The organism is Filifactor alocis ATCC 35896, from assembly GCF_000163895.2.
Taxonomy (GTDB): Bacteria; Bacillota; Clostridia; order Peptostreptococcales; family Filifactoraceae; genus Filifactor; species Filifactor alocis.
In genome coordinates this window covers 880,231-902,852 of record NC_016630.1, presented here as the reverse complement: position 1 = coordinate 902,852, position 22,622 = coordinate 880,231, and the positions used below count along the sequence as shown (strand labels likewise).

The following is a 22,622-nucleotide window of genomic DNA, read 5'->3' as shown; positions in this document are numbered from 1 at the left end:
AAACAATGAACAGAGAGTATCTTTTTTGGCAACTTTTCATCTGCTAAAGAATAATATGACAATAGATGTCAAGTTATTGTGATATAATGAAGATAGGAGATGTTAATACTATGAAAGACAATAGATTATTCAGGATACTATACTATATTTTAGAAAAAGGAAAAGTTACGGCAAGTGAGCTTGCTGATAAATTTGAGGTGTCGGTCAGAACAATTTATCGCGATATCGATTCTCTCAGCAGTTCCGGTATTCCCATCTATGCGTTGAAGGGAAAGGGTGGGGGAATAGAGATTGCAGAAGATTTTGTATTGAGCAAATCGCTACTTTCCAAGCAGGAGAAACAACAGATTATGTCCGCTCTTCATGGATTAGACAGTATAGCAAAACAACATGAGAATGAACTCTTGATAAAACTGTCAGCACTGTTCAACATAAAAAATACGAATTGGATAGAAGTTGATTTTAATAATTGGCAAAACAACAAGTTATACGAAAAAACTTTTTATGATATTAAATCTGCAATTTTAAGTAAACATATGATTTCATTCTCATACTTCAGCAGTAACGAAGAAGAAACAAGGAGAAGAGTGAAACCGGCGAGATTACTTTTTAAGGGTCAGGACTGGTATCTATATGCGTTGTGTTTGCTCAGAAATGATTTTAGATATTTTAAATTGTCTCGTATAAAAAATTTGGAGATTCAAGATGAGATGTTTGAAGACAGTTTTGAGAATTTGATGCTGAACAAAGAAATACCATATAAAAATACAGTCATTCTCAAAGTCAAGTTTGACCGTAAAGTTGCCTTTCGTGTGTATGATGAGTTAAAGGGACAAATCACAGAGGACGATGATGGGAATTTATATACAGAAATAGAGATACCGAACGACTACGGCCTATACAATTATATTTTTTCATTTGGAGATGGTGCAGAAGTATTGGAACCGAAAGAGATACGAATGCAGATTAAAGAAAGGATAAATAAAATGGCAAAAAAATATATAATATGACAGATGGTGTCATGTTTCTTCTTGTAAAATGAACTTATCTAATGTAAGGAGGATTGAATCATGAAGTATGAATGGAGAAAACAAGAAAAAAGTATTTATGGTGTAAAACAAACACCGATTGTGATAGACATACCACCGGGAAGATTTATTTTGATAAGAGGGACAGGTAATCCCAATGAAGCTGATTTTTCGGATAGAATATCTGCATTGTATTCACTTGCCTATGCCATTAAAATGTTGTTTAAATCTACTGTGAAAAGTAAATCTGATAATGAGATTACAGATTTTACTGTGTATCCGTTGGAGGGACTTTGGAAAAAGTCGGAAGGACAAGAGTTTGATAAAAATAAACTGAAATACACATTGATGATTAAGCAACCTGATTTTATTACACAAGAACTATTTGCAGAGGCGCTTGAAAATGTGAAAAAGAAAAAGCCCAATGATTTATATGAGGAGATAGATTTTCAAAAAATAGAAGATGGCAAATCCATTCAAATGTTACATGTCGGAAGTTATGATGATGAGCTTCAGTCATTTGAGAGGATGGATCAGTTTGCAAGTGAATGTAAGCTTACAAGAACAGACGATTTCCACAGAGAAATATATTTGAGCAATAAAAATAGAACATCTGAAGAGAAACAAAAAACGATATTGAGATACTCGGTAAAATAGGAGGAATTGATGATGCCAAGACCAACGACAAAAAATGATTTAATGGCTGCTGCCAAAGAAAACTATGAAAAGTTAAATTTACTGATTTCAAAGATGAGTCAGGAAGAATTAAGTACGCCGTTCGATTTTTCAAAGGATGAAAAGAAAAAAGAAGCTCATTGGAAAAGGGACAAGAACTTAAGAGATATTTTCATTCATCTCTATGAATGGCATCAGCTTATTTTAAATTGGGTACATTCCAATCAACAAGGAGAAGAAAAAACGTTTTTGCCTAAACCGTATAACTGGAAAACTTATGGTGATATGAATGTTGAATTTTGGAAAAAACATCAGAATACTTCTCTTGAAGATGCTACGGATATGTTTCATAAATCCCATAATGAAGTCTTGGAGTTAGCCGAAACATTCAGTAATGAAGAATTGTTTTCCAAAGGTGTATATAAGTGGACGGGAGGCAGTACACTCGGTTCGTATTTTGTAAGTGCAACTTCAAGTCATTATGAGTGGGCGATGAAAAAGCTAAAAGCTCATCAGAAAAATGTAAGCCATTAAATGAAACAAATGCAAATCACCAATGAATAAGAGCAGAGACTGATACATCATTTCATCGCAGTAAGATACAATGGATGGTATGAGGGAGTAAAAAGAGTGAATACTTCCTCCTTTCATGCTTAATACAAATCTGTTGCAGTGCAGAAAAGGGATTGTTTTTGTAATGTTTTTGGAAAAAAGATTGACGAAAAAAATTTTTTCCACTATACTGGGGATAATTTCATACAGAGCGAAGAAAAAGAGAAAAGCAAGTGTTCCTTTGCAGAGAGTCAGTGTTTGGTGTGAATTGACAGGGAATTTGTAATATACACTTTGGAGCTTGTATTTGAACGAGAGTAGGGTACACGGCAGCTACCGTTATGAGCAAAATGAAGTGATGTCGATTCGGCATAATCAGGGTGGTACCGCGGACAATTCGCCCCTGTTGTAAAAACAGGTGTGGATTGCTTTTTTTATGGAAAAATTTTGGAGTTTGCCGTTTGAGCAAATGAGTTTTTGCACCTTAGAATCGTTTGAAAAGAGAATGTTTGAAAAAAGTTGGGAGGAATTAAGATGAAAAATGTGTATGATGTACTGTTAGAGCGTGGATTTATTGCACAGACAACGCATGAAGAAGAAATCAGAGAGTTGCTTGGCAAAGAGAAAGTTACTTTTTATACAGGATATGACCCAACCGCCGACAGTTTGCATGTGGGACATTTCTTGCAAGCGATGGCAATGAGACATCTTCAGTTGGCGGGGCATAGACCGATTATTTTGATTGGTGGAGGAACTGCGATGATTGGTGATCCGTCCGGACGTTCGGATATGCGTTCCATGATGACGGAAGAAACCATCCGTCACAACAGTGAATGTTTTAAGAAACAACTTTCTAAATTTATTGATTTTACAGATGATAAGGCAATTATGGTAAACAATGCCGATTGGTTGATGAAGTTGGAGTATATTCCTTTTATCCGTGATATCGGAGTACATTTTTCTGTCAATCGGATGTTGTCGGCGGATTGTTTCAAAACTCGTATGCAAAGTGAGGCGGGCTTATCGTTCTTAGAATTTAACTATATGTTGATGCAGGCGTACGATTTCTACAAATTGAATGAGTTGTATGACTGTAAGTTGGAGTTCGGAGGAGATGACCAATGGTCCAACATCATTGCGGGAACGGATTTGATTCGTCGCAAAACAGCAAAATCCGCTTATGGAATGACATTTCAACTGTTGACTCGCTCTGACGGAGTGAAAATGGGCAAAACGATGTCCGGAGCAGTGTGGCTTGATCCGGAAAAAACTTCGCCATACGATTTCTATCAATATTGGAGAAATATTGAAGATGCATCTGTTGAAAAATGTTTGGCTTTGCTTACTTTCTTACCGATGGAAGAGGTTCGCCGTTTGGGAGCGTTGCAAGATGCAGAGATCAATAAGGCAAAAGAAGTATTGGCATTTGAAGTAACCAAAATCGTGCATAGTGAAGAGGAAGCAATCAAGGCACAAGAAGCTGCAAGACAGTTGTTCGGCAAGGGTGGAACAAGTGCGGATGCTCCGACAACAGAATTGACCAAAGAAGAGTTGGAACAAGGAATTGGAATTTTAGACTTATTGAAACAAGTGGGATTGTCACCATCCAACAGTGAAGGTCGTCGTTTGGTGATGCAAGGTTCTGTTGCGGTAAACGATGAAATTATCAAAGAACCGAAAACAATCATAGATGATTCGTTCTTACAAGACGGAGTGATTATGCTTCGAAAAGGAAAGAAAAAATTCCATCAAATTAAAATGAAATAGTTAAGAAAGAGATGATTAGATTTAACAGAGTAATTGCCACCTGAAATTCTATTTTTTCAAGGAACTTCGGGTGGTTGTACTCAAAGCGGAAAGCCTCTTTTGTGTTTAGGATACTTTATGAGAGGTTTTCCGAAAATATTATAATATTTTTCTTGAAATCTATAAGGGAGTATGATATTATAGTCAAGTAGTTAAATGCAGGTGTGGCGAAACGGCAGACGCACTGGACTCAAAATCCAGCGGTGGCAACACCGTGTGGGTTCAAATCCCACCACCTGCACCATACATATTTTGTGAAGAAAGATTCATTGGAAAATGGGTACTTTCTATTTTTTTTGTTTTTTGGTCTATAGGACAAAAAGAGTTGATAAACTCACTGTATCAATGATGTATCAATATGTATGATAGATTATATTGTCGTTTACCAATAGATTGTTATGAACAGGAACAATAGGAGCAACTTACCTATTGTTCCTGTTTTCTTCGCTTAAAACACCTTCCATATAATGTTTTCTGCAGAGGCCGACATAAGATTCATTGCCACCGAGTTGAACCTGCTCTCCATCTCTCAGCACTTTGCCTTCTGAAATTCTTGCATTAAATTTTGCTTTACATCCGCACCAACAAACAGTGGGGATTTCTTCAATTACGTCACAAAGCTCAATTAGTCTTCTGCTACCCTCAAATAATTCTCCCTTAAAATCTGTTTTAAGACCGTAACAAATAACGGGGATATTATAATAATCTACAATATATGCAAAAGTTTCTGCTTGTTTTGTTTTCATGAACTGTGCTTCATCAATAATAATACAACTACAGTGATGTAATATTGTCTTATCATCTTCTACATCTTTTAGAAAGTCTTCAATAAAGATACAGTTTGATTCAATTCCAATTCTGGATTTAATGATTTTTTCTCCATCTCTACTGTCAAGTTTCGGCTTCAGTAAGATAGCGTTCTTTTCTTTTTCCGCATAATTATACCGCACCATTAGTGCGTTAGCAGTTTTACTGGAGCCCATTACACCGAATCTGAAATATAATTTTGCCATTTTAAAATCTCCTTTTATGATTCTGTTTATCTCAGTTAAAATAATATCAAATCCATGTTCTGAACTAATGATAAATCATAGTTTTCTTTTTCAATCAGCAATCCTATTTTTGGAGAGCTTGTGTTTGTCAGCTACCATATTATCATTTTTTTTGTAAGCAGGGGGACTTTTGTCGAATATTTTATGAATTGTGTTTTTTTATAGAAGAGAAGAAATTTTTTGAGGAGAAAATAATATATTTATAGATTATTTTATGCTATGATAAATGAATCGGAATACATTTTATATGAAGTTGAAAATGTATTCACATTGCAACAAAAATATAAAATGAGTCGGTTTATAACAGCTGATGAATATTTTATGGGGAAACAATGCGTTTTGTGGGAGTTTTGGACATACTTGTTCTTTCTTTGTGCGAATGAAGGGTTTTGGAATTATCACAATAGGCATCAAGAGTATTTTGCAGGAAAGAAAGAGGAAAGAATCAAGTGAGTTTTTTAGAAGTGTTGGTAGAAGTATTGAAATTATTTATTATTGTCATATTCGGATATGTCATCGGTAAAAAAGGATTGATTACAAAGGACGGTCAAAAGCAAATCAGCTCGGTATTGCTGTATATCGCAATGCCTTGTGCAATTATTCGCGGGATGCAAATTCCTTTTTCAATGGATCGTTTTTCGGTAGGAGTATCCATTATTCTGATTATGGCAGTAACCTATTTTTTGACAGTCTGTCTTTCTTTTGTGTTAATTCGTTTCCTTCCGTGCGAGGGAAAAGAAAAAGATGTGTTTCAGGCATCTATGATTTTGCCGAATGTAGGATATATGGGCTTTGCGATGATCGGACAACTTCTTGGAGAAGATAAGGTGTTTTTTGCAACTCTTGCAAGTTTATCATTTGAGTTTATGGCATGGAGTGTGGGAATGTATCTTGTTGCCAGAAACGGCGATATTGATATGAAACATAATGTGATAAAAAAAAGCATTGTTAATCCGGGGGTGTTGTCTGTGTTGGCAGGTTTCACGCTGTTTCTATTACAAATTTCTATTCCGGAGCCTTTGAAGGGAGCGGTCAATTCTACAGGAGCGATGATGTCACCTTTGGCGATGATTATTATCGGAATTTCTCTATCGAGAGCAAAAATCAGTGAGTTTATTTTCAATTACAAAATTTATTTGGTGAGCCTTTGTAAACTGATACTGCTTCCGATGGCAATGTTTGTGCTGTATTCTTTGATTGGATTGAAAGATATTCAAATTACAGTTCCTATTATTTTGATTTCAATGCCGACGGCAAGCTATGTGACAATTTTTGCAACAAATGTTGGAAGTGATGATGTGTTAGCTTCGCAAGTTGCATCGGTATGTACCATTCTTTCCATGATTACCATTCCTTTCGTGGTTGGATTTTTGAAGATTGGCGCTTAGTTTTCGGACAAGGAAGAAGTATCGGAGAAAATGAAACGAAAGCAAGGGGATTTCGTTTGAGTTCTATGTTAGAAACCATATTGGTTGTAAAAACATATCAGTTACAAAAATCCCATCAAATGATGATAAATGTAAAAATATCCTTTGGTCTTGCTTGACTTGAAGCGAAAGAATGCTACATTGATTTAAGAGAGAGTAACAGTGCGGACAGAAATTTGAAATGAGAATACAAGGAAAGCCAAACAGAGAATAGGATGAAAGAAGATTGTGAGGATGAAATTTGGGAAGAGAATGGAACTGTGTAGGGGACGGAATTTATCAGCGAAAGGGAGTATCTGACTTTTCTTTGCGCCAAATTTATGAAAGCGGACAGGCATTTCGATTCAAAGAAGTTAGAGAAGATACTTTTTTGGTTGTTCATCAACAACATTGGGCAATTGTTTCCGAGCAGGGGGACACAATAACCTTGCAAAATACAACACTTCAAGAGTGTGAGGATGTATGGAACAGATACTTTGATTTGGAGCGGGATTATCATACTTTGAAACAATCTTTTTTGGGGTTGGATGATTATTTGGACAAGGCGATTTCTTTCGGAGAGGGACTTCGCATCTTAAATCAAGATATCTTTGAGATGATTATTACATTTATTATTTCGGCAAACAACCATATTCCGCGAATCAAAAACAGCATCACTAAAATTTGTGAGTTTGCAGGAACTCCGATTGGAGAGTATGATGGAGAGGTAATTTATGCTTTTCCAAAAGCGGAGCAGATACAAAAGCTTTCTCAGGAACAGTGGGATGGTATCAAGTTGGGATATCGGGAGAAGTATATCAAAAAAACGGTGGATATGATTGTGAATCAGGAGATTGACATAGCACAGTTACCTTCGTTAGATACCTTGGAAGCACAAAAGGAATTGATGAAGTTATCGGGAGTGGGAGAGAAGGTTGCCGATTGCATTCTGTTGTTTTCGATGGCGAAATACGATGCATTTCCGATGGATACCTGGATGAAAAAGGTGATGCAACGTTATTATCCCGATGAATCGATGGGGAACATCAGACGGGTACGAAGTTTGGGAGTGGAATTGTTCGGCTCATTTGCAGGGATTGCACAACAATATTTGTTTTATTATGAAAGGGAACAGAGCAAAAGGAGGAAGTAATGGACTTTTTTTCGGGTTTCGGATTGTTGTATGTGATTACAATTTGGTTTACGATTATCATTGTCTTTTTGGAGAACAGGGAGCCGTCCAAGACGGCACTTTGGATTATCGTGTTGGCATTCTTGCCCGGAATAGGATTTTTGTTGTATCTTTTGTTTGGTGAGAATGTTCGGTCGAAACAGTATATTCGTGCACAAAAAGTGGCTGAAAATTTTTTGGAATCCGGCGAGTTGAAAGATGTGGTGAAGTTTGAGCGTCTGGTGGATGAACAAAGAAAATTGGCAGAATCGGAGATGATTTTTCAGTATGAAGATCAAAAAGTGATACGGCTGATTTTAAACGCAGGAGGATTGCCGGTCACGAAGAACAACCATGTTACCTTGTTCAAAGAAGGAGTCGAAAAGTTTCATCATTTGCTGGAAGATATTGAACGTGCCGAGAAGCACATCCACATAGAATATTTTATTATCAAAAATTCCGAAATCGGAAGAAAGATTCGCGATGCATTGATTCGAAAGGCACAACAGGGAGTAGAGGTTCGTTTGATTTATGATGATGTAGGTTGTCGAAATTTATATCAGAACCCGGAATTCTTTCGTGGAATGAGAGAGGCGGGATGTGAAATATCGTCCTACTTTTTGGAGAAATTTCCCTATATCTACCGCAATATCAATCGAAGAGACCACCGCAAGGTGGTGATTATTGACGGAAAAGTTGGTTATATCGGAGGAATTAACATAGGAGATGAGTATATTCACAAGAGCAAAAAATTCGGCTTTTGGAGAGATACACATTTGAGGATAGAAGGAGAAGCGGTCTATTCTTTGCAACTGACCTTTTTGCTTGCATGGTATATGTTGACGGAAGAAAAAATTCAGACAGTCGATTTATTTCCGGAATTTGAAAACCAATCTGATGAGAACAAATCCGACCGTTCTGTTGTTCAAATCGCAACTTCGGAGGCAAGTACCCCGCAAGAGACCATTTATCAGGCATATTTTTCAGGAATCGGAAGCGCAGAGGAGACCATCTGTATTCAGACACCGTATTTTGTTCCGGACGAAGCATTGCTTACCGCATTGAAGACAGCATTGCTTTCAGGAGTGAAGGTCAAAATTATGTTTCCGTCCTTTCCCGATCATTTTGTGGTGTACCATGCATCACATTCCTATTTAGAGGAAGTGATGGAGCTTGGTGCGGAAGTTTATTTTTACAAAAAAGGATTCCTTCATTCCAAAGTTTTGGTGGTAGACCATTCTTTTGCAAGTGTAGGAACCTTGAATATGGATATTCGGAGTTTTTCAACCAATGCGGAAATCAATGCGTTCTTGTATGATGATGATACCGTAGATGAGCTGTATAATATGTTTCAAGAAGATTTGAAAGATTGTATCAAAGTAGAGTATGCTCAATACAAGAAGAAGAGTTTTTTCAAGAAAATGTTGGAAGGATTTTGTCGGTTGTTTTCTCCGTTGTTATAGAGAAGGGATTTTAGAATGAAAGAGAGATTGAAAAAGCTGAAAGTTGCAGAGCTGAAAGAACTTGCATCAGACTGTGGTATTTCCATAAAAGAAAAGCACAAAAAAGATGAGTTCGTTGCTATGTTGCTCGAGGAGTCGTATGACGAAATAGTAAGAGAGTATTTTGATAAGAGAGACAACAGCCTTTTGTCGAAAGAGGAGCAGGAAAACCCATCTTCAAATCAGAAAGAATCCTCTCAGCAAGAGCAAGAGATGAACAGTACCCGTCATAACTTGTATGACAAAAAAGAATATGAGAGAATCATTCAGGACAAAGATTCGGCAACGGCAGAAGGAATTTTGGAAATTCTTCCGGACGGATTTGGATTTTTACGAGGACCGAACTATATTTCGACCGAAAATGATGTTTATGTCAGTCCGGCACAAATTCGACGATTTAATATGAAAACGGGAGACAAACTCCTTGGAATTGTTCGACCGAAAAACAAGAATGAGCGTTTTGATGCACTTTTGTATGTCAAATCCGTCAACGGAATCAAACCGGATATCGCTTCAAAGAGAAAAGATTTTGAGAAATTGGTTCCGATTTATCCGGATACACGATTGAAATTGGCACATTGTGATGTATCACCCTCCGTTCGTTTGGTGGATATTTTCACACCGATCGGAAAAGGGCAGCGCGGTCTGATTGTTGCGCCGCCAAAAGCAGGTAAGACAACTTTACTCAAGCAGATTGCCAATGCAATTTTGAAGAATCATTCCGAAGTAGAGTTGATTGTGCTTTTGATTGATGAACGACCGGAAGAAGTGACGGATATTCGTGAATCGGTACAGGCAGATGTGATTTCATCCACTTTTGATGAGTTGCCGTCCAACCATATCAAAGTAGCAGAGATGGTGTTGGCAAGGGCCAAAAATTTGGTAGAACACGGAAGAGATGTCGTGATTTTGATGGACAGTATCACACGATTGGCAAGAGCATACAACCTGACCATCGTTCCGACAGGGAGAACATTATCAGGCGGATTGGATCCCGGCGCACTCTATGGACCCAAGAAATTTTTCGGAGCGGCAAGAAATGTGCGTGCAGGAGGTTCTCTGACCATTTTGGCAACTGCATTGATTGATACAGGCTCGAGGATGGACGATATGATCTATGAAGAATTCAAGGGAACCGGTAACATGGAACTTCATTTAGACCGCAAATTGGCAGAAAAAAGATTGTTCCCGGCTATGGATATCGACCGTTCCGGCACAAGAAAAGAAGAGCTGTTACTGGATGTAAAAGAATATGAGAAAATCTTAAAATTACGAAGAATTCTATCCAACAAATCATCTCAAGAAGCAATTGAAACCGTTCTTCGAGCAAACTATATCACAAAGGATACCGATGAACTGTTGGACAAAGTCCTTTCCTACTATGAAAAATAAAAGATATTCTATTTGCACAGATATCTTGTTCGTTTCAGAGAATGCTTGAATATGAATCCTTAATTTTTCTATCATTTCCATCATAGGGTAATACAAAAATCCAATAGAACTGCCATAACTTTAAATTTGAAAAAGCACTCTCTTTTTAACATCGTCCTATTTGAACAGGAACAGATGAGTAGGATGATGAAACCATGAACAGCAGCTTAAAATGATGACAGAGAGCAAGTGAAATAAGCACAAGTGATGTAGGTAACAGTATCAAAATTCAGAAACAAGCAAAAAGAGAAAGCAGTTGATTATTCTCCTCAATACAGTATAATATAAAATATGTTATACTGTATTGAAAATGGAGGTCATATTATGAAATGCAAGAAAGTATTATCCGTTATTTTGGCGTGTACATTGCTGTCAACCAATGCACCGCTGTCCTTGTTTGCCGAAACAAACAACAACATTTCAAAGAACAATGTCATACAGACAGGCACCTATGATGATATAGGAGAGCATTGGGCAAAAGAAAAAATTTACTACCTGCAAAAATATGATATTATCAACGACCAATGGAAGAACAGCAGTCTATTTATGCCCGAAGAAAAAATGACAAGAGCACAAAGTGCGGAACTTATCTTAAAAACAAACCTTTCCAAAGAAATTTTTACAAAAGAAATCCAATCCCGACAAACAGAAAAAGATTATTTTACAGACATTGCAACTCACCCGTTAAGTACATACATCAATTTATCACAACAATATAACATCATAGCGGGTTATTCAGACAATACCTTTCGAGCAGACAACTTTGTAACAAGAGAAGAATTTGTCACCATGCTGAATCAGTCACAAAGTGTGCTACAGAACATAGCCGACCGAAACAAAGAAACACCGAAGTTCACAGATGTGAAAGCAGACAGATGGTCAAACAAAAACATCATAACATGTGCAAAAGCAAACATAGTGACGGGATATCCTGACAAGACATTCAGACCTAAAGACACCATCACAAGAGCAGAGGCATATATAATTATCAACAACTGCCATCAAGAACTGTACAGCAAATATAAAGGACTTGTCGGAACAGCCACATACAATAATCAAGCACAACCGAATATCACAGTTCATTTGATTCAAGAAAAAGACAACAAAATCATCCAAACCGTAAAAACAAATCAATACGGACAGTATAGATTCAGTATGGAACATCAAATATCGCAAGGAAACTATAGGATTCAAGCCGAATATCAGAACAAAACGGCAGAACTCAAAAACATCACCATACCGAGAACAACACCGTGGATACAAGAAAATATCAATATAGAAAATCAATCCGTCGGAATCGAAGAAAACCGAAATCGCAACATCGCCGGCAAAAAAGACAATGAAAAAAGCGGCAGCGAAAAAGACAATCACAGCGGACAAGGCAATACCAACCAAAAAACATATCAACTAAAAGTGGTATCGACACAAGGAGGAATCATTCTGTCCCAAACACAAGGACGATATTCAAAGGGACAATCCGTATCGTTGAAAGCAAAAGCATATCAAGAACATAAACATATTTTCAACGAATGGCTCAGTACAGACGGCGGGACATTTGAAAACAAAAAAGAACAGAACACCACCTTCGTCATGCCCGACCGGGATACTACAATCACGGCAGAATTTATTACCGTTCGAGAATATCTGGACGACGAATTCAAAAAACAACTCGGACTTGATCCAAGCAAAAGAGATAACGACGGAGACGGACTGAGAGACGGATTCGAATACATGGTACAAACAGATCCGCTTCAAAAAGACACAGACCGTAACGGAACAAGCGATGCAGACGAAGACTACGACAAAGACGGGCTTACCAACCTACAGGAACAACAGTTGGAAACAGACCCAAGTGATGATGACACAGACGGAGACGGATTGTCTGACGGCGACGAAGTGACAAAACACCAAACCAATCCACTTATTCAAGATACAGACGGAGACGGACTCACCGATGATGAAGAATTGCGATTGGGGCTTAATCCCACTGAAGTTATGACAGACGGAACAACGCATGACGGCGAAAAAAGAATCAGACAAACCACGAGCGAAAATGCAATGACAGACAGTATATATCAAAGCGAAAATCCGTTCGTTCCGTCCGTTACGGGAGAAGTAGCCGGAGACATCAACAAAAATGTCAGATTGAACCGTATCGAACATCAAATAGTGGGGAATAATCACGCAATCGTAAGTGATGCCGTAGAAATTACAACAGAATATCAGCAAAATCAGGCATTAAAATATCCGTTAGAATTGAGTTTCAAATGTTCGGATGATTACAAAGGCGACTTAAGAAGCCTATCTATCGCAACCTTCTCAAAAGAAGAAGGGATGGAACTCATCCAAAGCGATATAGATATCGACAACAGAACAATCAAAGGAAATATCCAATGGGAAGGAATCTACTTTGTGATAGATATCGACCAATTTCTCAAACGACTCGGAATTGATGTTTTCCAAAATATCAACCAAAACAAACTTGCAGAAAAGAGAATGCAAATTGATAACAAAGACGTATCGGACATCAAAAGAGAACTGCAAAAAAATATTGCGACAACACAAACCAAAGAGAAATTACAGCAATCAAATAACAATGTCACAAAAAATCAAGACAACAATCTCAGTATAGGTGTACCTGCGGATCATTCTGTGTCAAAAAGCAAAGAGATAGATAAAAATATCAAGCAAAACAGTAATGAAAAGCAACAACAGAATCAACCGTCAAATCAAGAGAAAAAAGAACATAGCGGTCCTGAAACTTCATATCGTGCCGATACAATATCCGATGGTTCTACAAACAATGCAGAAGAATATACCGAACAAAATGCAGATAAGATAACAGCGGACAGAACAAACAAAACTGTAAAAACAACCGAAATCGCAGAAACAGCAGATAAAGATAATATAGAAACAGAATATGACAACACAGCAGGACATTCTATAGAAGAAAACGCAGAAAAAACAGACAATATATCAAAAAATCAAAAAGAAACGATAAAAGGACAAGACAACATAACAGAAAATCAGACAACAAACAGTACAGAAACAAAAGAAGAAACATTATCAACTTTACCGCAAGAACTGCTGTCCGTTAAACAAAATCCATCCGCGACAAACAAAGTAGATATTGTGTTTGTAATAGACTCATATCGTGTGCTCGGAGGAGTTAATACTGTAGACTTAGGAGCTTTTCAGTTAGCCGTTCAAAAGATATCCAACAATAAAAATATTGATGTACGATATTCTCTCATTCAAATAAATAGAGAGGCAGTACAGTATAAAAATGGGGATTCCAACTGGTTTGAAGAGAAAAATTCTTTTCTTAATCAGCTGAGTTCTTGTTTTTCTTCATATCATACAGATTTTTTATATAGAGCTAATACAAAAGAGACAATAGACTCAATTATGAAAGCATACCAACTCGATTGGAGAGAAGATGCGAATAGAGTTGTAGTCTTCAGACCATATTTTTTAGAGGGATACCTATATCTTGCTTCACTCAATAAAAATACGGATACCGATATCAATACTGATGAAAACATGACAGATGATGATGTAAATATTGACGAAATAGCGCATTTATTTGTTCAAAGAGAAATAGCGGTTTGTTCTGTTGTAGCGGAACGATTTCCGGGTTTTTCAGAGAAGACAGGTGGGGCATGTATCGATTATTTTGAACATTATCATAAGAATGAATATATTGATGATGATGAAGTCTATCAACAAGGGTTTGTAAACGAACTCTACCAATTTATACTATCCAAATTAAACAAAAAAACGACCGATACCGTTTTCTTGGATGATTATCAAATCATCAAACTCACAAAACCGGTTGAAGAAGCAGATACAAACGATAGTGACGGAGACGGTTTGACAGATAAAGAAGAACTTGGAACACAAGTACAAAGAAACCTGTATCAATATATCAAACAGTTACTCGCAAGATACGATATTGATCCGAAATACTACACCGGTAAAAAGACAATCGACACATGGAAATACAGCTCCAACCCGACATTGATTGATAGCGATTATGACGGTATTCCCGACGGACCGATAGACTATGACGGAGCACGGGTACAACCGGACGAATATCCGAAAGACGAACTCGACTATAGACAGCGTCTAAGAAAAATCCAAACATATCAAGATAGCGATTACGAAGATATGTATGATGAAGAGTATGGTATGGATGATGATAGCTATAATATAACCGGAGAAGATAATTATTCTGCAAACGCAGAAGAACCGGATGACTTGGCATATCTGTTGCTAAGAACACCCGCCCGAGTGAAACCGAATGAAAAAATAGAAAAATACAACCACAATACCTTCAGCGGAAAAGTAAACAGCAAAAAATTTATCTTCCCCGTAACCTTTGATGTAGACTATCGTACCTTCTTTCCGAAAAAAAATAACCGAAAATATCATGAAGATTTGTCCAAACTCGGAATCCTGTATTCCATGCTTGCATATGGTGACGGAAGCATAAAATTATACGGAGAAAGAAAATTTCTCATCGAAGAAACCATGCAAAAATTCGGACTGAAAGATATCCGAGTCTACAGTCTTGCAAACAGCTATCGAGACGACGACATCACAAAAGCAATCGTAGGACACAGACTCGTAACACACGAAGGCGAAACCAAAGACATCGTCGTAGTAGTAATCAGAGGAACAAACGGAACCATACAGGAATGGTCAAGCAACTTTGATGTCGGAGCAGACACGGCAGACTATTGGGATAGAGATAACCCTGATTGGAAAAATAAAAAACATCACAAAGGATTCGATGTAGCAGCCAACAGACTCGACAAACATTTGCAACAATATATCAACCGACTTGGGTCAAAGCACCAAATCGTAACCTACTTTACAGGACACTCAAGAGCGGCGGCGGTTGCAAATATACTGGGGAAAAGATACGAAAACAAATCCAACATCAAATCCTTTACCTACACCTTTGCAACACCGAACACAACAACAGGCAAAGCAACGGCAAGCACCGTATACAATATTGTAAACAAAGATGACCTTGTACCGTGTCTTCCGCTATCCAAATGGGGATTCAAAAGATATGGCAAAACCTATGCAGTGAGTATAAAAGATAATTATGAATATGACGGTAAGAAAACCTACACAAAAAAAGAAAAGAAAGAGACATGGGAATATCTATTTCAAAAGGGTAACTATAACTCCAACGGAAAACAACAAGATACCGTAACAGAATTCGGTAGAGTGATTCCCTCAAGAGAAGAAATATACAAAAAACCGACACAAAAAGACCAAACCTATGTCTACAAACAGGAATACGATACGGAAGAACAAGTAAGAAAAGCATATGAAAACCAAAAACAGAAATACGGAAACAGAATCAATCGCTTTACCGAATTACAAATAGTAAAAGCAGAAAAAATAATACAACGCCCAAAACCAAATCAACCATCCAAAAAGACGGTATATAAAATGGGAGTCAAACAGAACGGAGCAACAGTAATGATGATATTAAGCGATGTTACTGCCAGAGAGCAGCATATCTATGGACAAGAGAAGCCGGGTGGTAGAGAAATGAGAGGGAAAGATGAGGATACTTACTATAGAGCACAAATAGGATTTTATGTTGCACCGAAATATGCAAAAGCAAAGAGAAATTTTATTCATTCAGGTGCAGACTCACAAGGAGGAATAGCGGCATTTTTCAATCTGGGTGGAATGGTTGATACTCATACACCTGCAAGCTATTGGATAATAGCAAATGATAGTAAGGGGTTAATTACAAAAAAAGAAAATAAATAAAGGAGGAATTACCATGGTAGAAGTATATTTCAAATCGATTTTAATATCTATTCCTTTTGCAGCAATAGGATGTTGGTTAGCTTTTTGTTGGGATTGGGAGATGTATGGGCTTTTTGGAGGACCAATAATAGGTTTGATAATGGCATGGATATATATATGTAAGCATATAGATTCTACTAAAAATAGAATAAGATTGTTTTTATCCAATCCTGTTTTGTATTATTTACTTTTTATATTGTGGGCAGTTTATGATTTTTCCACAAGTGATGGAGGTTTTTGGCAGGTTTAATAAATTATGGAATTTCTGGAGTAATATAGAACTAAGCAATATACGGATAATAATTCGTATATTGCTGTACATAAGGCGGAATGAACGATACCCACACCCCTGCAAGTTATTGGATAATAGCAAATGATAGTAAAGGGTTGATTACAAAGAAAAAATAAAAAAATAAATAGGAGAGGAAGGAGAATGATATGGCATTGTTAGCATTAATCGCTGTAGTGCTTATTTCATTAGCAGTGCATTGTTATACAAAAGCAGATGAGAAATTGAAAAAGCGTATTGCGAGATTTAACGGGGTTCTTTATGCATTTTTTGTTATTTTGTTGCTTTTGTCTTTTCACCAAAATATAAAAATAGAGAAAGATCCGGACAAATACAAAGTATATTCAGGCGATTTGTTTCGTTCATGGACATATAAAAAATCAGATAAAGAATATTATTATATACACAAATCGGGCTTTTTGGGGAGTAGTGATAATTATGCGGTACCGAGAAGCGGTTGTAAAGTATCTCCTATTGCAAGAATACGCGGTATAGTAGAGCTAAAGGTATTTGCATTGCCCGGTACTCGTATCTCTTATGATAATACGGTTAAAGTAGATGGTTATAATTATACTGTGGCAGACAATGTGATTATGATAGAGCCTGACTACTATTATTTATTTCTTTATTATGCAATAATAGCCGTTATTATTCTGCTGATATATAATTCGGTAACATTGCTTACAATTAATGACCAAAATGATAGCCAAGCAAAGCAGAATGACAGTAAAGCAGAGCAAAATGATAGTGAAGTAGAACAAAATAGCAGTGAAGCGAATCCACCTGCTAAAAAGTAAAACCGTTTTAACGGATAATATTGTTATAAGTTTACAAATGTCTGATTTACAGTGAGTGTAGTTATAAGAGCAAAACTCTCTGACTTACAGTTTTTTGGCAGAAATTTCCTATTGTTCAAGCAAAGAGTGTAGTTAATAATCGGCAATATACGGATAGTGATCCGTATATTGCCGTACATAAGGTGGGATGGTTGATACACATGCACCTGCAAGTTATTGGATAATAGCAAATGACAGTAAAGGGTTAATTACAAAAAAAGAAAATAAATAAATAAGAGAGGAAGGAGAATTATATGGCATTGGTAGCATTAGTTACTGTAGTGCTTATTTCATTGGCAGTGCATTGTTATACAAAAGCAGATGAGAAATTGAAAAAGCGTATCGTGAGATTTAACGGGGTTCTTTATGCATTTTTTATTATTTTGTTGCTTTTGTCTTTTCACCAAAATATAAAAATAGAGAAATATCCTGATAAATATGATATATATTCAGGCAATATTTTTAGTGCTTGGACGTATAAAAAATCAGATAAAGAATATTATTATATACACAAGACAGCCTTTTTGGAGAATGATAATTATGCAGTACCGAAAAAAAGCTGTAAATTATCCCCTGTTGCAAGAATACGCGGTATAGTACAGCTAAAGGTATTTGCATTGCCTGGTACTCGTATCTCTCATAATAATACAGTTAAAGTAGATGGTTATAATTATATTTTGGCGGACAGTGTGATTATGATAGAGCCTGACTACGATTATTTAAGCGGTTTTTATACAATTATAGCCGGTATCGTTCTGCTGATATACAATTCGGTAACATTACTTACAATTAATGACCAAAATGATAGTAAAGCAGAACAGAGTGATAGTGAAGCAGAACAAAATAGCAGTGAAGCGAATCCACCTGCTAAAAAGTAAAACCGTTTTAACAACACACCTTTGCAACACCGAACACAACAACAGGCAAAGCAACGGCAAGCACCGTCTACAATATTGTAAACAAAGATGACCTTGTACCGTGTCTTCCGCTATCCAAATGGGGATTCAAAAGATATGGCAAAACCTATGCAGTGAGTATAAAAGATAATTATGAATATGACGGTAAGAAAACCTACACAAAAAAAGAAAAGAAAGAGACATGGGAATATCTATTTCAAAAGGGTAACTATAACTCCAACGGAAAACAACAAGATACCGTAACAGAATTCGGCAGAGTAATCCCCTCAAGAGAAGAAATATACAAAAAACCGACACAAAAAGATCAAACTTATGTTTACAAACAAGAATATGACACAGAAGAACAAGTAAGACAAGCTTATGAAAAACAAAAACAGAAATACGGAAACAGAATCAATCGCTTTACCGAATTACAAATAGTAAAAGCAGAAAAAATAATACAACGCCCAAAACCAAATCAACCATCCAAAAAGACGGTATATAAAATGGGAGTCAAACAGAACGGAGCAACAGTAATGATGATATTAAGCGATGTTACTGCCAGAGAGCAGCATATCTATGGACAAGAGAAGCCGGGTAAGTATGACAAGCGTGGTGTCGGAGAGTATAAATTTAAAAATATTGTCGCTGATTTAGGATTTTATGTTGCACCGAAATACTATATAGCAAGAGAAAATTTTTTACATTCAGGTGCAGACTCACAAGGAGGAATACCGGCATTTTTCAATCTGGGTGGAATGGTTGATACCCACACACCTGCAAGTTATTGGATAATAGCAAATGATAGTAAAGGGTTAATTACAAAAAAAGAAACTAAGTAGAAGGGAAGTATTATGATAAAAATATATTTAAAATCCGTTCTAATAAGCAGTATTCCTGTCCTGTTAGGGGGATGGTGTTTTTTTAATATTGACAATGCTCTTGTAATTTTAATTGCTCCAATCATAGGATTTATTATATCGTGGATATATATATATGAGTATGTGCATTCTAAAAAAGACAGAATAAAGTTATTTTTGTTAAATCCGATTTTTTACTTTTGGATTTTTGTTTCAGTAGCCTTGTTATGGTGGTGTATAGATGCTGCTAAAAATGGATTCCATCCATGGAATTATTAGAAGAGTATGGTTAATAATCGGCAATATACGGACAACAATTCGTATATTGCTGTACATAAGATGGAATGGTTGATACCCACACACCTGCAAGTTATTGGATAATAGTTAATGACAGTAAAGGATTGATTACAAAGAAAAGAAAAACAAAATAATTCATGGAGGAAATAGCATGTCAGTAGTATATTTGAAATCAATTTTAATATCCGTTCTTTGTGCAGCAATAGGTTTTTTGTTAGGTATCGTAACTTTTTGGAGTGTTTATGGTGCATTTTGTTTTCTTATAGGACCAATTATAGGATTAATAATAGCCTGGATATATATATATAAGCATATAGATTCTACTAAAAATAGAATAAAATTGTTTTTATTAAATCCAGTTTTGTACTATTTAATTTTTCTTATAGTAATATTGACATTATTGTATATAGAAGTTGCTAAAAATGGATTTCATCCATGGAATTATTAGCAGAGTGTAGTTAATAATCGGCAGTATACGGATAGTGATTCGTATATTGCCGTACATAAGGTGGAATGGATGATACCCATACCCCTGCAAGTTATTGGATAATAGCTAATGATAGTAAGCACTTAATCACTAAAGTGAGAGGGGAGTAGCGATATGAATAAAAAGCATAAAATATATTTCATATCAACTTTTATCTCTGTAAGTTTTGCAACAGTATCTTTTGTATTTACAATGGGGTGTTTATTTACAGACAATGATTTCGATATGTATAAATTTTTGATAGCTCCAATCTTGGGTTTAATTATATCTTGGATATATATATCAAAAAATATAAAAAATGATAGTTTTGTCATATTTTTATTTAATCCTGTTCTTTATTATACGATATTAGCAACATTATTAATTCTGTACTTTGACTTCATACGGTAGGTTGAATGCATTTGCCTTAGTGATTATTGTTTGATACAGAAGTTACTGAAAATGGATTCCATCCGTGGAATTATTAGAAGAGTACAATTAATAATCGGCAATATACGGATAAATAATTCGTATACTGCTGTACATAAGGTGGGATGGTTGATACCCATACACTTGCAGGCTATTGGATAATAGCTAATGACAGCAAGCATTTGATTACGAAGAAAAAATAAAAAAAACGAATGAAGAGGGAAGTAAGATGGATGACATATACATGATTTCAATTTTAATAGCAATTCCTTTTGCAATAATAGGATTTTGCTTGAGTTTTTTTTGTGAAACGAGTTATTTTGGTTATTTTGGAGGACCAATAATAGGTTTAATACTGGCATGGATATATATATGTAAGCATATAGATTCTACTAAAAATAGAATAAGATTGTTTTTATCCAATCCTGTTTTGTACTATTTAATTTTTATATTGTGGGTAGTTTATGATTTTTCCAAGAATGGATTTCATCCATGGAATTATTAGAAGAGTGTAGTTATAAGAGCAAAACGCTCCGACTTACAGTTTTTTTATCTTTGGTTTTTTTGCTTTCTTTTTTGTAAATGTTTAAAGTAAATATTCAAGTCGAAAAAAAGTTACCGTAATTGTAACAAAAAGAATAAGATACTGATGAAACTGTCAGCAGAGTGATTCTATCAGAAGAAGTATGGTACAAAGTATGAAAGATGGCAGTTGATCGTTCTTTTGATATTTTGCTTTTGTATTATTTTGATGTGTGATAGTGATTTTGAGAGAATGACAAAACTATTTATTTTTATATTCTATCTTCCAAAACAGGGGTTATTTTTGAGAAAAAATATGATATAATAAGTAGGGAATAATTTGATATGAATTTTTGGAGATTAGGTCTATTTCGTTGGAAACGTGTTTTATATAAAAATATTATATGACAATGGGCTTGTCTTGCAAAAAATGAAATAAAATGAGAATTGATGCTATGGACAATTTTTTGTACTGTAGTTATCATGATAGAAGGAGGACGAATTGAAGCGAATTGAGATATTAAGAGAATATATGGGAAAGAACAACATTTCCGCAACGTGGGTGACAAAACCGGAGGACATCTACTATTACAGCGGATTTACAGGTTCAACCGGCTCTGCTTTGATTACAGAGGATGCATTGTACTTTTTTGCAGATTTCAGATACACCAAGCAAGTATCTCAACAATGTGTAGGCTATACCATCAAAGAGGTTTCAGCGAAGAAAAATACGATGGATCACCTGAAAGAGTTGGTTGTTGGAACATTGGCGTATGAAGACCAATATATGAGTGTTTCTGAATACAATGCATTGAAATCGGCGATTTTGGAAGAGAGATTGGTTCCCTTAAAAAATACAATCACAGTGTTGCGTGCTATAAAGGATGAGGAAGAAATTGTTAATTTGAGACAAGCTGCCGCTATCGCAGATAAGGGATTCCTTCATGTATTGGATATTGTGAAACCGGGAATGACAGAGAAAGAACTTGCGTTGGAGTTGGAGTTCTTTATGAGAAAGCAGGGAGCAAGCGGATTGTCTTTTACTACAATTGTAGCATCAGGAATTCGTTCTTCTATGCCACATGGGGTTGCAAGTGATAAGGTAATCGAAAAAAATGATATGTTGACATTGGATTTTGGTTGTATGTATAATGGATATTGCTCTGATATGACAAGAACTTTTGTGGTGGGAACTGCAGATGAGCGTCAAAAAGAACTGTACAACATTGTCTTGGAAACACAGTTGAAAGTATTGGAAGCAATCAAGCCGGGAGCGCGTTGCAAAGAGATTGATGCTCTTTCTCGTAAAATTATCGGAGGATATGGATACGGCGAGTTCTATGGACATGGTTTAGGTCATGGAGTAGGTCTTGAGATTCATGAGCTACCGGTGTTGAACGGGACTTCTGAATTTGTTTTGGAAGAAAATATGGTTGTGACGGATGAACCGGGTATCTACCTTCCTGATTTTGGAGGAGTGAGAATAGAAGATACTGTTTTGGTAACAAAAGACGGATATGACTTGATATCCAGATCAACGAAAGAGTTTATTGAAATAAAATAATG

General features: G+C 36.1%; 17 protein-coding genes, 1 tRNA gene and 1 other annotated feature. Of the genes, 17 read left to right on the top strand and 1 reads right to left on the bottom strand.

Annotated features, from left to right (window positions below):
- The first annotated feature begins 110 nt into the window (after positions 1–110).
- The 5 genes from HMPREF0389_RS04035 (at position 111) to HMPREF0389_RS04010 (ending at position 4,305) form a co-directional block, all read left to right on the top strand.
- Positions 111–1,010 carry a helix-turn-helix transcriptional regulator gene (locus HMPREF0389_RS04035; protein ID WP_041250794.1) on the top strand — a complete coding sequence of 300 codons (900 nt, stop codon included), beginning with the start codon at positions 111–113 and terminating at the stop codon, positions 1,008–1,010.
- 60 nt (positions 1,011–1,070) lie between these two features.
- Positions 1,071–1,685 carry a GyrI-like domain-containing protein gene (locus HMPREF0389_RS04030; RefSeq protein WP_014262417.1) on the top strand — a complete coding sequence of 205 codons (615 nt, stop codon included), beginning with the start codon at positions 1,071–1,073 and terminating at the stop codon, positions 1,683–1,685.
- A 12-nt stretch (positions 1,686–1,697) separates the two neighbouring features.
- Complete coding sequence (locus HMPREF0389_RS04025; protein ID WP_041250793.1) at positions 1,698–2,237, top strand: ClbS/DfsB family four-helix bundle protein; 540 nt, start codon at positions 1,698–1,700, stop codon at positions 2,235–2,237.
- A 223-nt stretch (positions 2,238–2,460) separates the two neighbouring features.
- Positions 2,461–2,663, top strand: a binding site (T-box leader).
- A gap of 126 nt (positions 2,664–2,789) precedes the next feature.
- Positions 2,790–4,022 carry a tyrosine--tRNA ligase gene (tyrS, locus tag HMPREF0389_RS04015; RefSeq protein ID WP_014262415.1) on the top strand — a complete coding sequence of 411 codons (1,233 nt, stop codon included), beginning with the start codon at positions 2,790–2,792 and terminating at the stop codon, positions 4,020–4,022.
- Between the two features lie 197 nt (positions 4,023–4,219).
- Positions 4,220–4,305, top strand: a tRNA-Leu gene (locus tag HMPREF0389_RS04010).
- 178 nt (positions 4,306–4,483) lie between these two features.
- On the opposite strand, the gene HMPREF0389_RS04005 is transcribed toward HMPREF0389_RS04010, so the two are convergent.
- Entirely contained in the window at positions 4,484–5,074 is a 591-nt protein-coding gene (locus HMPREF0389_RS04005) for a thymidine kinase (RefSeq protein WP_014262414.1), read from the bottom strand.
- A gap of 488 nt (positions 5,075–5,562) precedes the next feature.
- Between HMPREF0389_RS04005 and HMPREF0389_RS03995 the strand changes: the two genes are divergently transcribed.
- The 12 genes from HMPREF0389_RS03995 (at position 5,563) to HMPREF0389_RS03930 (ending at position 22,620) form a co-directional block, all read left to right on the top strand.
- Complete coding sequence (locus HMPREF0389_RS03995; protein WP_014262413.1) at positions 5,563–6,501, top strand: AEC family transporter; 939 nt, start codon at positions 5,563–5,565, stop codon at positions 6,499–6,501.
- A 280-nt stretch (positions 6,502–6,781) separates the two neighbouring features.
- Positions 6,782–7,672 (top strand): DNA-3-methyladenine glycosylase family protein, encoded by an 891-nt coding sequence (locus HMPREF0389_RS03990; protein WP_014262412.1) that lies wholly within the window; start codon positions 6,782–6,784, stop codon positions 7,670–7,672.
- A complete protein-coding gene (gene cls / locus HMPREF0389_RS03985) occupies positions 7,672–9,153 on the top strand; it encodes a cardiolipin synthase (RefSeq protein ID WP_014262411.1) in 1,482 nt (493 codons plus the stop codon). Before HMPREF0389_RS03990 ends, cls begins: the two co-directional genes overlap by 1 nt.
- A gap of 15 nt (positions 9,154–9,168) precedes the next feature.
- On the top strand, positions 9,169–10,584 hold the full coding sequence (gene rho / locus HMPREF0389_RS03980) for a transcription termination factor Rho (protein ID WP_014262410.1): 1,416 nt from the start codon (positions 9,169–9,171) through the stop codon (positions 10,582–10,584).
- Positions 10,585–10,947: 363 nt separating this feature from the next.
- Entirely contained in the window at positions 10,948–16,422 is a 5,475-nt protein-coding gene (locus HMPREF0389_RS03975) for an S-layer homology domain-containing protein (protein WP_014262409.1), read from the top strand.
- A gap of 13 nt (positions 16,423–16,435) precedes the next feature.
- Entirely contained in the window at positions 16,436–16,711 is a 276-nt protein-coding gene (locus tag HMPREF0389_RS03970) for a hypothetical protein (protein WP_014262408.1), read from the top strand.
- A gap of 188 nt (positions 16,712–16,899) precedes the next feature.
- Entirely contained in the window at positions 16,900–17,547 is a 648-nt protein-coding gene (locus HMPREF0389_RS03965; RefSeq protein WP_014262407.1) for a hypothetical protein, read from the top strand.
- Positions 17,548–17,840: 293 nt separating this feature from the next.
- A complete protein-coding gene (locus HMPREF0389_RS03960; RefSeq protein ID WP_014262406.1) occupies positions 17,841–18,464 on the top strand; it encodes a hypothetical protein in 624 nt (207 codons plus the stop codon).
- A gap of 152 nt (positions 18,465–18,616) precedes the next feature.
- Positions 18,617–19,324, top strand: a complete 708-nt coding sequence (locus HMPREF0389_RS03955; RefSeq protein ID WP_014262405.1) for a hypothetical protein — start codon at positions 18,617–18,619, stop codon at positions 19,322–19,324.
- Between the two features lie 12 nt (positions 19,325–19,336).
- Positions 19,337–19,621 carry a hypothetical protein gene (locus HMPREF0389_RS03950; RefSeq protein WP_014262404.1) on the top strand — a complete coding sequence of 95 codons (285 nt, stop codon included), beginning with the start codon at positions 19,337–19,339 and terminating at the stop codon, positions 19,619–19,621.
- 169 nt (positions 19,622–19,790) lie between these two features.
- Positions 19,791–20,087: a hypothetical protein gene (locus HMPREF0389_RS03945; RefSeq protein ID WP_014262403.1), complete on the top strand. Its 297-nt coding sequence runs from the start codon at positions 19,791–19,793 to the stop codon at positions 20,085–20,087.
- A 1,471-nt stretch (positions 20,088–21,558) separates the two neighbouring features.
- Complete coding sequence (locus HMPREF0389_RS03930; RefSeq protein ID WP_014262401.1) at positions 21,559–22,620, top strand: M24 family metallopeptidase; 1,062 nt, start codon at positions 21,559–21,561, stop codon at positions 22,618–22,620.
- Positions 22,621–22,622 lie beyond the last annotated feature (2 nt).

Excerpts from the sequence above, each read along its gene's own strand:
- HMPREF0389_RS04035 (WP_041250794.1), top strand. The coding sequence starts at position 111 with ATGAAAGACAATAGATTATTCAGGATACTATACTATATTTTAGAAAAA.
- HMPREF0389_RS04030 (WP_014262417.1), top strand. The coding sequence starts at position 1,071 with ATGAAGTATGAATGGAGAAAACAAGAAAAAAGTATTTATGGTGTAAAA.
- HMPREF0389_RS04025 (WP_041250793.1), top strand. The coding sequence starts at position 1,698 with ATGCCAAGACCAACGACAAAAAATGATTTAATGGCTGCTGCCAAAGAA.
- tyrS (WP_014262415.1), top strand. The coding sequence starts at position 2,790 with ATGAAAAATGTGTATGATGTACTGTTAGAGCGTGGATTTATTGCACAG.
- HMPREF0389_RS04005 (WP_014262414.1), bottom strand. The coding sequence starts at position 5,074 with ATGGCAAAATTATATTTCAGATTCGGTGTAATGGGCTCCAGTAAAACT.
- cls (WP_014262411.1), top strand. The coding sequence starts at position 7,672 with ATGGACTTTTTTTCGGGTTTCGGATTGTTGTATGTGATTACAATTTGG.
- rho (WP_014262410.1), top strand. The coding sequence starts at position 9,169 with ATGAAAGAGAGATTGAAAAAGCTGAAAGTTGCAGAGCTGAAAGAACTT.
- HMPREF0389_RS03975 (WP_014262409.1), top strand. The coding sequence starts at position 10,948 with ATGAAATGCAAGAAAGTATTATCCGTTATTTTGGCGTGTACATTGCTG.
- HMPREF0389_RS03970 (WP_014262408.1), top strand. The coding sequence starts at position 16,436 with ATGGTAGAAGTATATTTCAAATCGATTTTAATATCTATTCCTTTTGCA.
- HMPREF0389_RS03965 (WP_014262407.1), top strand. The coding sequence starts at position 16,900 with ATGGCATTGTTAGCATTAATCGCTGTAGTGCTTATTTCATTAGCAGTG.
- HMPREF0389_RS03960 (WP_014262406.1), top strand. The coding sequence starts at position 17,841 with ATGGCATTGGTAGCATTAGTTACTGTAGTGCTTATTTCATTGGCAGTG.
- HMPREF0389_RS03950 (WP_014262404.1), top strand. The coding sequence starts at position 19,337 with ATGATAAAAATATATTTAAAATCCGTTCTAATAAGCAGTATTCCTGTC.
- HMPREF0389_RS03945 (WP_014262403.1), top strand. The coding sequence starts at position 19,791 with ATGTCAGTAGTATATTTGAAATCAATTTTAATATCCGTTCTTTGTGCA.